The following is an 11,581-nucleotide window of genomic DNA, read 5'->3' on the forward strand; positions in this document are numbered from 1 at the left end:
CAGATTGGGGTCAGTTGCCACAACGCGCAGGTAGCTCAGGTCGCTTGTTGATGCCGGAGACCTTGGGCAACTGGGGCTTGTCTTTGAGCCAGGAGGCCAGCTCTTCCCCACAGCCATTGCCGGGCGGAATGGGGGCCTGTGGTTCGCAATCGGGGCTGCCTACCGGGCAGCGCAGCCGTACGTGGAAGTGGCTGAAGTGGCCCACCCAGGGGCGTAGCTTGGCGACCCAAGGCTCGCTACCAGCCTGCTGGCAGACCGCGGATTTGATCACCGGATTGACAAAGATGCGGGCCACCTCGGGCTTGCTGGCCGCCAGCCGCAGCAGGGTGAGCTGCTGTGGGCCAAAGCGGCCCGGCAACATCTTGTAGCTGGGTTCGTCGATCAGTGCCCACTCCTTGGGGGCATCCTGCTCCCATTTGCTGATGGGGCGGTTGGCCATGCGAAACCAGATATCGGCATCAAGGCCAGTCTGGTGGCTGCGATGGCCGGAGGTAAAGGGGCCGCCACGGGCCATCGCCAGATCGGCGATATAGAGATCCGGCAGCCCGGCCATGCGGGTCTGGTTGGCCAGCGCTTGCAGATAGTGGATGAGGTCGGGGTGGCCGTAGTAGCGCAGCCGTTTGGTGCGGATCACCTGATAACCCGGCCCTTCGAGGGGTAGGGATACGCCGTTTTTCAGGCAACCGGCGGCATAACCACCGATGGCTTCCGCTTGCAATACAGTCGCCAGCAACAGGGACGTCAGCATGTGCGTGCTCCTTGTCTTGCTTCGAGTCGGCTCAGCAATACGAACAGACTCAAACATATAAATAAATAGGCCGCGGCCACCAGCAGCCAGATCTCGTAGACCAGTCCGCTGGAGTTGGCCATCTCGGTGCCGACGAAGGTGAGCTCCTGCACCGAGATAAGGGAAACGATGGCGGTATCCTTTACCAGCGCAATGAGCTGGCCGGTGAGGGGGGGGAGCATCAGCAGCATGGCCTGCGGCAGGACCACATGGCGCAGCCGCACCCAGGGAGAGAGCCCGAGGCTCTGCGCCGCCTCCCACTGGCCACGGGGAATGGCGGCCAGCCCGGCGCGGACGATCTCGGCGACGAAGGCTGCGCTTATCATGCCAACGCAGAGGGTGCCTGAGATAAGGTTCTCCCAACGGGCTGGTGGGCCAAACAGCGCCTCTTGCCACGGGGAGAGTGATACGGTGCCGAGCCAGCGGGAGAGGCCGCTCGCAGGCAGCAGCTGGTTGGCGATAAAGAAATAGAAGATGAAGATAAAGACCAGCGGCGGCAGATTGCGGATCAGCTGGATAAACAGGGTCGCAGGCATCACCAGCCAGGGGCGGCGGCTGAAGGCGGCTACCCCCAAGGCAGTGCCGAGCAGCAGCGCCAGCACCATGCCGAGCAGGGCGATGCGCAAGGTGGTGAGCAGACCACTGAAAAAGTAGGGCACCTCGCCGTGAGGGCCGGGGGTGAACAGCAGGTCGAAGGCCTCATGCCAGCGCCACTGATAGGCCACCCCGATGTGCAAGCGGCTGGCCAGCCAGAGGCCAGCCAGCAGCAGGATCAGGGCGATCGCCCCATCCAGCCAGTTGATGTTCCGACATGCCCCACGGACGATGCGCCGGATGGTCTCTTTTAGAGCAATCAGCATCAGGGGTTGGCGACCTGCGCTTCCCAGGCCAGCGACTTGAACCAGTAGTCATGGCGCGCCTTGAGCCAGCCATCGGCCTGACGGGCGGCGATCCACTCGTTGAACTGCTCAGCCAGGGCATCATCCCCCTTGCGCAGGGCAAAGCCTTCATCGCCTTGTGCCAACGGTTCGGCAAACGGCATAAAGAGGGCATCCGGGTGGCGCAGCGCCTCTTGCTCGGGTTTCGGGGAAGAGGAGAGGGCGCCGTGGGCGCGGCCGTTCAGCACCTCCTGAAATACCTGTGACTCGTCATCAAACTGGCGCAGGGTGGCCTTGGGGAAGTGTTCTTTTGCCACCTGTACCGGTGAGGCGCCACGACGTACCGCCAGGATCACCCCGCGCTGGTTGAAGTCCGCCACGGTTTTCTTCTCTTTGGCCATGGTGCTGGAGGCGGCCAGCTGCACCCCCGAATGGGAGTAGGCCTGGGTGAAGCGCACGCTCTTCTCCCGCTCGGGGGTGATGGTGAGGCCGCCGATGATGACGTCATATTTTTTCGCCAACAGGGAGGGTATGATGCCATCCCAGGCGGTAGGCACGAATTCTACCTGCCAGCCGTTATCTGTGGCGAGGCGACGGGCCACGTCAATCTCGAAACCGATCAGGGCCCCTTGCTTGTCGCGCATCGCCCAGGGGGCGAAGGTGGACATGCCGACCCGCAGGGTACCGCTCTGCTCGATCTGCGCCTGGGTGTCGGATGGGGCAGTTTCTGCCAGTGCCGGAGTGAGCAGGCTTGCCAGCAGCAGGGCTGCGCCCGACAGGGTGGTCTTGAATGACAGATTCATGGTTAGCGTCCTTGTTGATCCGGATTCAGGTGACGGGCCAGCGCCCGCGAACAGGCTGACAGCGTCAGGGTTAACAGCAAATAGAGGGCAGCTACGGTAAACCACACCTCAAAGGTCAGAAACGTATCGGCAACCAGAGTACGCCCTTCGTTGGTCAGATCGAAGATGGCGATCACACTCACCAGCGCCGAATGTTTGATAAGGGAGACCAGCTCGTTGGTGAGCGGCGGCAAGGTGATGCGCACCAGCTGGGGCAGGATCACCTTGCGCAGGGTGATGGCCCGTGACAAGCCAAGCGACTGGGCTGCCTCCCACTGTCCTTTGGGAATGGCCTGTACACCTGCACGCAGCACTTCGGCGGTGAAGGCCCCCTGATAGAGGGAAAGGCTCAACACGGCGCAGGCAAGGGGGGCCAATCCCAGCATGGGGCCCAGCAAGAAATAGAGAATATAGAGCTGCACCAGCTGGGGCGTGGTGCGCACCAGCGCCAGATAGGTGATGGCGAGCCAGGGGCCGAGTCTGGAGGGAAGCAGCCGCAGGCTAACCACGCACACACCGACCGCCATCGTGCCCAACAGACTGAGCAGCGCCACCTGCAAAGTGACCAGCAGGCCGTTTAGCAAGGGGCCGGCATAAAAGGTTCCCTCATCCCATTCGCCGAGAAAGGGCAACACCCGCTGCCACTGCCACTCATAGCCCATCTGGCGAGCGCCGCTATAGAGCGCCCAGCCGAGCAACACAGAGAGCATCACTGTGCCCGACAGCCAGCCAAGCAGGCGGGGGCGTTTGAGCCTAGCCATGATAGCTGAGCACCTGTTCGAGGAAGGCCCGGGTGCGCGGGTGCCGGGGGGCGTTGAACAGCTGGGTGGGCGGTGCCGACTCGATGATCTTGCCCTCGTCCATAAAGAGCACCCGATCCGCCACCTGACGGGCAAAGCCCATCTCGTGGGTGACGCAGATCAGGGTCATCCCCTCGTCAGCCAGCTCGCGGATCACATCGAGCACTTCGCGGATCATCTCGGGGTCGAGGGCGGAGGTGGGCTCGTCAAACAGCATCAGCTCGGGTTGCATGCAGAGGGAGCGGGCGATGGCGACCCGCTGCTGCTGGCCGCCGGAGAGCTGGTGTGGGTACTTGTCGGCCTGCGCCTGAATGCGTACCCGCTCGAGCAGCCCGAGCGCCCGGGCTTTGGCCTCCTGAGGTCGCAACCCCAGGGTATGCACCGGCGCCACCATCAGGTTTTCCAGCACCGTCATATGGGGGAAGAGGTTGAACTGCTGAAACACCATGCCAACCCGACCTTGCAGGCGGCGCAGGTAGGAAGGGGTCACCGGCTCGCCAAACAGGAACAGCTGGCCGTCGTCGATCCCCTCCAGCCCGTTGATGGTGCGGATCAGGGTCGATTTTCCCGAGCCTGATGGGCCACAGATAACCCACTTATCTCCCCGTTCAATGGTGAGATCGATGTGATGAAGAGCCTGAAAGTCGCCATAGAATTTGTCGACGCCACAAAAGCGCACACAGGGTTGCGAGCTGGTCAAGAAGCGGGTTCCACTGAGAATCATTTACGCCATGGTATTGATTTTATAGGGGGATGACAAAGAAAACCCCCTTGTCAGCATCCTGATGGCTATTCACAATGGCGCCATTTCGTGATGACAGGAGCTTTTCATGCGTATTACATCCTTGCTTGCCGGTTCGCAGGTGCAGCTGTTGATGCCGCCAGCGGTTCGCTATCGCTGCGTCATTTTTCTGCTGTTGCTGGTGAGTTGGGGCGTGGTGGTGGCCTCCTTGTGGGATGGCTGGGGCGCCATGGCGCTGCTCAACTGGGTAGGCGTGGTCTTTGGTGGCATCACCGGGATCATGGTGTCGCTGCCCCGCAGCTGGCAGCCCTGGCGCCTGGCGGAGCTGGGGTGGGATGAACAGCATATCTATCTGCTCAATGGGAATAAGGATGAAGCGCTGGCGCTGCCCCGCAGCCAGCTGGTGGCGCTTGAACGGGAGCGGCGAGTGGGCCACGACGGCCAGTGGCTCGACTTCAGCCTCGATCTGCAACTGAGTGAAGAGGAGCTGGCGGCGGCTATGGCCTTGCTGGATCTCAAGGCGGGTGAGCTGCATCTGGTGAGCCCGTCTGTCTATCGCTTCGGCTTTAAACGGGCCTGGCACGGTCGCCGGATGCTGGCGCAACGGTTGTCAGATCTGCAATCGGTCTGAGTCGACTATTTTCTCGACAATTCCCGGCAAAGCTCGGATACTGCCAGTGACTCGAATTGATCTTGTCTGCACTGTTACCCCAAGAGATCAATCACTTGACGACAGTGTGGAGAAGGCCACGGCATGAAGCCATGGCAGGTCCGGCATAGGGGTTGTGCCCTTACCGTTATGCTGGGAATTGCATAGAGAAGGCACCTTGAATCGAGAGTGGATGGCATGAAGATTTACGTAGGAAATCTGTCGTACCGGATGACGGCCGACGAACTGAAAACCCTGTTCAGCCAGTTTGGACAGGTCGACAAGGTTGATATCATCATCGACCGCGATACCGGCCAGTCAAAGGGGTTTGGTTTTATTGAAATGCCGGTCAATGGTGATGCCGAGAAGGCCATCGCTGGTCTGCATGGCACAGAAGTCGGTGGCCGTACCATCACCGTCAACCAGGCTAAACCGAAGACAGATGCTCCCCGTGGTCGCCCGCAACAGCGCCACCGCTAAGGTGCCTCGGCAATAAAAAAACGGCATGGGTTTCCCCCATGCCGTTTTTGTTTCTGGACGTTTTGCTGTTATCAGGGGACGTCGTAACCGAGCGCTGCCTTGCGGATGCGGAACCACTGCTGGCGATTGAGGGCGATGGATTCGGCGGCCACGGCGGCGGCAATCCGCTCCCGTTTGCCGGAGCCAATCAATGGCAGCGGCTGGCTTGGCAGCATCATTACCCAGGCGTAGACCACCTGCTCGATAGTCTGGGCGCCCACTTCCTGACGGATCTGCTCCAGTTCGGCACGCAGCGGGGCATAGGCGTCATCGCTGAACAGTCGGCCGCCGCCGAGACATGACCAGGCCATCGGCTTGATGCCAAGCTGCTGGCACTGATCCAGGGTACCATCGAGGGTCCCTTCCTGATGAAGCGGCGAGATCTCCAGCTGGTTGGTGACCAGCGGGAAGGGGAGGCGCGATTGCAGTAGCTCGAACTGACGGGCGGTGAAGTTGGATACCCCGGCGTGCTTGATCTTGCCCGCCTGTTTCAGGGTGATAAAGGCGTCGGCCACTTCATCTGCGTTCATCAGGGGATCCGGGCGGTGGATCAGCAGCAGGTCCAGATGGTCGGTGCCGAGCTTGCGCAGCGAGGCCTCGGCGCTGGCGATGATATGGTCCTTACCTGTGTTGTAATGGTTGAGAGCATGCTCCGGCTTGGCGGTGAGGGCGATGCCGCACTTGGTGACGATCTCCATCCGGCTGCGCAGGGAAGGCTCGAGGCGCAGGGCGTGACCAAAGGCCTCTTCGCACTGGTAGCCACCATAGATATCGGCGTGATCGATGGTGGTGACCCCCAGATCCAGATGATATTTCATCAGGTCGAGCAGAGCGGCCGGAGAGAGCTGCCACTCCATCAGGCGCCAGTAACCCATGATGAGGCGAGAGAAGGTGGGGCCTTGCGGATGAAGGGCGACACGGGATACAGACATGGTTGACTCCTTGAAAAACACGATGCGAAAACGATGTGCAACATAGATGACTGCGGGCATCTTGGCCTCATGTGGCTGGCAAAGCAATAATGGGCAGTGGCATGATTCGAACTTTGGTTCTGATCGCAGAGTAGGAGAGAGAGTTGGATGGAAGGATTTGCCGAGCGCTTGCAGAGCCTGATCGGGGAGATGAGCGTGAGCGCGTTTGCCCGCAAGGTGGGGCTCAGTGAAGCGCTGATCCGCAAATATTTGAAGGGAGCCGAGCCTGGCCTGGCGCGGGCCAACCAGATTGCCATGGGGGCCAACTGCTCGCTGGAGTGGCTGGCAACCGGCTGCGGTTATCTCTACCGTCAGGCGGAAGTGGTCGACAGTGAGGCGCTGGCAGCGGCGCAGCTACTGCTGGGCGAGCAGCGACCCGGGGTGGGGCTGCCCGATGAGGAGGCACTGGTCACCCTGCTCGCCTATTATCAGTTTTTGCGCACCCACAAGAAAGCGGACGGTTTTCTCGACTTGGCGCTGGCGCGGGAGTTTGGTCGCCATCTGGGGGAAGCGTGATGAGGGGCATATTACCCTTTGGTCGTGTCACGGCCGGTTGATTATTCTGATACGCTCTAAGCAAGATAACTCTCCATGGAATGGGCGATGAGCTACTTGATCCTCGGAAGTGGTGCGCTGGGCTCGGCGCTGGCAAGAGAGCTGATGGCAAGGGGGGAGTCCTTCCTTCTTGCCGGGCGCACCTATCCAAAAGGGATCGAGATGGGGGCTTTCTTCCCGCTGCAAGAGGTGGACGCCATCTCGTTCGACGCCCTGTTTACCCTCTACGACACCGATCCGCTTCCCACTGTGGTGATAAACACCATCGGCCTGTTGCACGATGTCAGCTTTATGCCAGAGCGGCGGGTCGAAGAGGTGCACCCCAAGTGGCTGTGCGACAGCCTGCTTGCCAATGCCTGGCCAACGCTGGCGCTGGCTGCCCGTTTCAGTCGGTTGATGGGCAGTGACCATCCGCTGTGGCTCTGTGCCATCTCCGATCTGGCGGGCTCCATCACCTCCAACCAGGAGGGGGGACGTTACAGCTACCGGATGAGCAAGGCGGCCCTCGACATGGGGGTGAAAACGCTGGCCCTCGAGTGGGCGCAACGTTTCCCGCAAGCGGGGGTGGTGGCGGTGGCGCCCGGTTTGATGGACTCCTCGATGAACACCCCCTTTCTGAGCGAGTTGCCTGCGGAGCAATTGCAGGAGCCTGCCGAGGTGGCGGTGAAACTGCTCAATCTCATCAAGGGGTTATCGTTGACCCAATCGGGTCAGCTACTGGATCTCAACGGTCAGCCGCTGCCTTGGTAAATCCCGCCTGCGGGTTCTATGGACGTCTATTGGCTTCACATTCTGCTCATGCGCCCCTTGCCAAGCGAGGGGCGCATAGCTAACGTCACTCTCCTGTTTCAGGAGGGATCTCATGCGCTATATCGATTTACGAAGTGACACCGTCACCCAGCCTACTGACGCCATGCGTCAAGCCATGCTCCACGCCGAAGTCGGTGACGATGTCTATGGTGAAGATCCGGGCGTCAACGCGCTGGAGGCCTTTGGGGCCAGATTGCTGGGCAAACAGGCGGCGCTGTTTGTGCCGTCCGGCACCATGTCCAATCTGTTGGCGGTGATGAGCCACTGTCAGCGCGGTGAGGGGGCCATCCTCGGCAACGCCGCTCACATCTATCGCTATGAAGCGCAGGGGAGTGCCGTGCTGGGCTCCGTAGCCCTGCAACCCTTGCCGATGCAGCGCGATGGCACGCTGGCATTCGATGATATCAAGGCTGCGCTGGCCCCTGATGATGCCCACTTCGTCCAGACTCGCCTGCTCTGCCTTGAGAACACCCACAATGGCAAGGTGCTACCGCTCTCCTATCTGCAGGAGATGGGGGCATTCGTTGCCGAACGCGGCTTGAAGCTCCATCTCGATGGAGCCCGGCTTTTTAATGCCGCCGTGGCCAGTGAGATCCCGGTAGAGGTGATCGCCGCGCCATTTGACAGCATCTCGATTTGTCTCTCCAAGGGGTTGGGCGCACCGGTGGGCTCGCTGCTGGTGGGCAGACACGACTTCATCGCCCGTGCGCGCCGACTACGCAAGATGCTGGGGGGCGGCATGCGTCAGGCGGGGATTCTGGCGCAAGCCGGTCTGTTTGCCCTTGAGCAGCATGTGACCCGCCTGGCCGATGATCACCGCCGTGCCAAACGGCTGGCCGAAGGGTTGGCTGCACTGCCGGGCATCGAGCTCGACCTCTCGCTGGTGCAGAGCAACATGGTGTTCCTGCGGCTGCGTGAGGGGGAGTCTGCCCCTCTGCTGGCCTTTATGAAGGAGCGGGGGATCCTCTTCTCCGGTTACGGCGAGCTGCGGTTGGTGACCCATCTGCAGATCAACGATGACGATATTGAAGAGGTGATCGACGCCTTCACCGAGTATCTCGGAGCGCGTTGAGACGGCTGGTGAGGTAGAGGTTATACCAAGACCTGTTCATACCTAAATAACAGAGGGCGCCGTGGCGCCCTCTGTTATTTGCTGCAAGCTCAAGCCTGCCGCTGGCCGCTCATCAGCATGGCCTCATCGGTGGCGTCGTAGATCATCACCGCGATATGGGTCACCTGACCGCCGAAATCGGCCAGTGGCACCAGGGTCAGGTTCTGGAACATATGGGGAGCCGAGCCGGTAATGGGGCGATAGTTGGAGAAACGCAGCAGATAGGGCTTCTGCTCCCAGGTGCTGAAGGCGCGGTTGTTGAGCTTGAAGACCATGTTGGCCTTGCGCTCGAACCAGGCTCTGTCCACATCGGGGAAGAGCTCGAACAGTACGCCATCGCGCACGTCACTGGCCAGTCGGCCGCTGTGGCTCTCCATAAAGCCGTTCCACACCTGTACCTTGTACTCCTTGTCGAGCACCACCAAGCCTACGTCCAGGTTCTGGACTATGTTCATCAACCAATGAAATTCACGGATTTCCATAGTCACTCCTAGAGCATGTGCATGATTTTGTTGTTCATGGTGGCGATGGAATCTTCGGTAAACAGCAGCAGCAGATCACACTGCACCGCGTAATCCTGGATCCGGTAGTTGATCTCGATGGCGAGCGTGCGGCGCCAGCGACTCTTGTTGGTGTTGATCAGCTCGTTGATGGGTCTGTGCTGGCCGAGCACCACCGGGTGCCCCTGACTGAAGGGGGTGTCGAGCTGGTTGGCGTAGCCGCGCAGGAAGGCGCCGATCAGCACGTTGGCGGTATCCATCAGCAGCTCCAGTTCGGCGGTGCGGTCCAGCGTCCCCTGATGGTTCATCAGCTTGGCCAAATCTTTGAAGCTGGAGTCATGGAACAGGATCAGCGCTTCACCGGCGATCCCAGCTCCGATAAACCCCTGACAGACGGCGGAGAGGGTATCCGAATCCGCAGCCGCCGAGAGGGCCATGTGCAGCTCGGAGACCTCCAGCACGTTGACGTTGGGGATAGGCAGTACCACGAAGGCGTTGAGCAGACGAGCCAGCAAGTCGGCGGCCTGACCCATGGAGACGTTGGCCAGCTCCTGATAGACATCGCGGATTTCGGGGGTGATCTTGACGCCTGCATCGGCTACAACGCCGTTTGGCTGCAGCTCGGGGGCGCTTGCTTGACCGCTCGGGGCGGCACTCCAGAAATCATGCTTTTTGAGCAGGGCGAGCAGGGTTTCTGGGGCGGCGGGTTTCTTGATGAAATCGAGCGCCCCCAGCCCCATGACCCGTTGATAGGCCTCTGGCTGGATATCCCCGGAGACCACGATCACCTTGTTGCGCAGACCCTCCCGTTGGAGGGTCTCCAGCACGCCGTAACCGTCCATTTCCGGCATGGTCAGATCGAGGAAGATGAGATCGCCATGACCCATCAGCACCTGTTCGATCCCTTCGAGACCATTGGCTGCGTAGTGCAAATCGACTTTCCAGTCGGCCGGGAGCGCCCGCGCCAGCTGTTTGCGGGCGAACCCGGAGTCATCACATATCAATACATTCATGGCGTTAGGCAGGCTCTGTTGGCAAGGGATGCTATAAGTGTGGCCCGCTAACGGTCAGATGCAATGGGTGAGGCTATCACCTTGTGAAAATTGGTTGTCCCACTGCCGATTGCGATAGCGTGCTGAGTATTTTTCAACAAATTCAACGAACATCTTAACACGCAACGGAGCGAACTGGTGCTGGCAACACAACATGTAGAAGGGGCGATTGCCGGTTTGCCAGTCGGTCAGTACCGGCACCAGCTGCTCGTCATGGAGGAAGCTGCTCAGATAGTGCAGCGGGGCGTTGACGATCCCCAGATGACGTCGGGCTGCGCGTACCGCGGCCTGGGTCTGGTTGACGGTCAGTTTGGCGCTGCGTTTGATGCAGACGCTCTGGCCATCCTTGTCGGTCAGCTGCCAGTGCTGGTGAGGCCAGCAGTAGATGAGATCGTGCTCTTCCAGCTGGTTGGGATGGGAGGGGGTGCCCTTTTTGGTCAAATAGAGTGGTGAGGCAAACAGGCCGTACTCGATATGGCCGAGACAGATCGCATTTGGCAGCGACTGGGGCAGCTCACCGTTGAAGAACACCAGATCTCGATCATTGTCGAACAGGTGCTGGTGATCATTGGTCTGGGTGATATCGAACTGTACCTCGGGATAGTGCAGCCCGAATTCGGCCAGCATATCGATGAGGATGGTGTTGGAGAGTGCGATGGGCGCAGCTATCCGGATAAGCCCGGTGATGTCGGCCTCTTGACCCTGGATCTCGCTGGTGGCCTGCTCGATTTGTGCGAGTGGCGTGCAGAGACGTTCGTAGTATCTGAGGCCATCATCGGTAAGGCGGAGCTTGCGGGTAGAGCGATGTAGCAGGGAGCAACCCAGTTGCTCTTCCAGCTGGGAAATGCGTCGACTGATGGTGCCTGTTGGCATGCCCAGTGCGGCTGCAGCGTGGGAGAATCCACCCTCTTGCACCACCTTGACGAACAGGTAGAACTCTTCGATGTGCTTCATAAACGCTGTTCTGGGTGTAACAAGGGGGCAACCATAAAAAGAGCGTTCCGGGTTGGCAAGGGTAATTCAGCGTTTAATTGATCTGGATTCGATTTCTGTTGATACCAGTTATCCACCCGCCCGTCATCTCAGTTTCCCCGAGCTGGTGATTATGTCGGCGCGATGCCAAATGGCACTGCGGCAGTGATGTTTGCCATATTCCCTGATTTGTTCCGCTATAACCGCAGGCGAAGGCCGATATTGCAACCTGATGGAAGGACGCAGGGTTGCTCTGCGTGCTCAGCTGGGGCAGTTTTCCATCCCCAGTCAATGTGATGCAGATCATATATTCGGGTTTTGCTCATTGCCTGTTGAAAAATGAATTTGGGGTATATCAATTCCGCCTTAATGAACTATTTTTGTCCGATTTGG

The 11,581-nt window shown here is 59.9% G+C and carries 14 protein-coding genes; 5 read left to right on the forward strand and 9 right to left on the reverse strand.

Annotated elements, in window-relative coordinates:
* Positions 1-10: 10 nt before the first annotated feature.
* The 5 genes from mepA to NOM06_RS05945 are packed head-to-tail and all read right to left on the reverse strand — an operon-like array spanning position 11 to position 4,031.
* Entirely contained in the window at positions 11-748 is a 738-nt protein-coding gene (gene mepA, locus NOM06_RS05925) for a penicillin-insensitive murein endopeptidase (RefSeq protein ID WP_110303220.1), read from the reverse strand.
* Positions 742-1,647, reverse strand: a complete 906-nt coding sequence (locus NOM06_RS05930) for an amino acid ABC transporter permease (protein WP_255910409.1) — start codon at positions 1,645-1,647, stop codon at positions 742-744. Before NOM06_RS05930 ends, mepA begins: the two co-directional genes overlap by 7 nt.
* Complete coding sequence (locus NOM06_RS05935) at positions 1,647-2,468, reverse strand: transporter substrate-binding domain-containing protein (protein ID WP_043823663.1); 822 nt, start codon at positions 2,466-2,468, stop codon at positions 1,647-1,649. The genes NOM06_RS05930 and NOM06_RS05935 overlap by 1 nt, the downstream gene beginning before the upstream one ends.
* A gap of 2 nt (positions 2,469-2,470) precedes the next feature.
* Positions 2,471-3,268, reverse strand: a complete 798-nt coding sequence (locus tag NOM06_RS05940) for an amino acid ABC transporter permease (protein ID WP_255910411.1) — start codon at positions 3,266-3,268, stop codon at positions 2,471-2,473.
* Positions 3,261-4,031, reverse strand: a complete 771-nt coding sequence (locus NOM06_RS05945) for an amino acid ABC transporter ATP-binding protein (protein ID WP_255910413.1) — start codon at positions 4,029-4,031, stop codon at positions 3,261-3,263. Before NOM06_RS05945 ends, NOM06_RS05940 begins: the two co-directional genes overlap by 8 nt.
* A gap of 106 nt (positions 4,032-4,137) precedes the next feature.
* Between NOM06_RS05945 and NOM06_RS05950 the strand changes: the two genes are divergently transcribed.
* Both NOM06_RS05950 and NOM06_RS05955 read left to right on the forward strand, forming a co-directional pair.
* Positions 4,138-4,680: a hypothetical protein gene (locus NOM06_RS05950; RefSeq protein WP_255910415.1), complete on the forward strand. Its 543-nt coding sequence runs from the start codon at positions 4,138-4,140 to the stop codon at positions 4,678-4,680.
* A gap of 216 nt (positions 4,681-4,896) precedes the next feature.
* On the forward strand, positions 4,897-5,178 hold the full coding sequence (locus tag NOM06_RS05955) for an RNA-binding protein (protein ID WP_005337180.1): 282 nt from the start codon (positions 4,897-4,899) through the stop codon (positions 5,176-5,178).
* 71 nt (positions 5,179-5,249) lie between these two features.
* On the opposite strand, the gene NOM06_RS05960 is transcribed toward NOM06_RS05955, so the two are convergent.
* Positions 5,250-6,149: an aldo/keto reductase family oxidoreductase gene (locus NOM06_RS05960; RefSeq protein ID WP_139411973.1), complete on the reverse strand. Its 900-nt coding sequence runs from the start codon at positions 6,147-6,149 to the stop codon at positions 5,250-5,252.
* Between the two features lie 147 nt (positions 6,150-6,296).
* Between NOM06_RS05960 and NOM06_RS05965 the strand changes: the two genes are divergently transcribed.
* The 3 genes from NOM06_RS05965 to ltaE all read left to right on the forward strand — a co-directional run bounded on the left by NOM06_RS05965 (position 6,297) and on the right by ltaE (position 8,625).
* Entirely contained in the window at positions 6,297-6,704 is a 408-nt protein-coding gene (locus NOM06_RS05965; RefSeq protein ID WP_255910417.1) for a helix-turn-helix transcriptional regulator, read from the forward strand.
* 87 nt (positions 6,705-6,791) lie between these two features.
* The gene (locus NOM06_RS05970) at positions 6,792-7,493 is read left to right on the forward strand and encodes a short-chain dehydrogenase (protein ID WP_255910419.1); all 702 of its coding nucleotides are present in this window, start codon (positions 6,792-6,794) and stop codon (positions 7,491-7,493) included.
* A gap of 112 nt (positions 7,494-7,605) precedes the next feature.
* Complete coding sequence (gene ltaE, locus NOM06_RS05975; RefSeq protein ID WP_255910421.1) at positions 7,606-8,625, forward strand: low-specificity L-threonine aldolase; 1,020 nt, start codon at positions 7,606-7,608, stop codon at positions 8,623-8,625.
* Between the two features lie 89 nt (positions 8,626-8,714).
* Here ltaE and NOM06_RS05980 read toward each other — a convergent pair whose 3' ends face one another.
* The 3 genes from NOM06_RS05980 to NOM06_RS05990 are packed head-to-tail and all read right to left on the reverse strand — an operon-like array spanning position 8,715 to position 11,170.
* Positions 8,715-9,146 (reverse strand): PAS domain-containing protein, encoded by a 432-nt coding sequence (locus NOM06_RS05980; RefSeq protein WP_005337175.1) that lies wholly within the window; start codon positions 9,144-9,146, stop codon positions 8,715-8,717.
* Between the two features lie 8 nt (positions 9,147-9,154).
* Positions 9,155-10,177 carry a response regulator gene (locus NOM06_RS05985; RefSeq protein ID WP_069555744.1) on the reverse strand — a complete coding sequence of 341 codons (1,023 nt, stop codon included), beginning with the start codon at positions 10,175-10,177 and terminating at the stop codon, positions 9,155-9,157.
* A gap of 54 nt (positions 10,178-10,231) precedes the next feature.
* The gene (locus NOM06_RS05990) at positions 10,232-11,170 is read right to left on the reverse strand and encodes a LysR family transcriptional regulator (protein WP_005337171.1); all 939 of its coding nucleotides are present in this window, start codon (positions 11,168-11,170) and stop codon (positions 10,232-10,234) included.
* Positions 11,171-11,581 lie beyond the last annotated feature (411 nt).

It is taken from the genome of Aeromonas sp. JL9, assembly GCF_024436075.1.
Taxonomy (GTDB): Bacteria; Pseudomonadota; Gammaproteobacteria; order Enterobacterales; family Aeromonadaceae; genus Aeromonas; species Aeromonas veronii.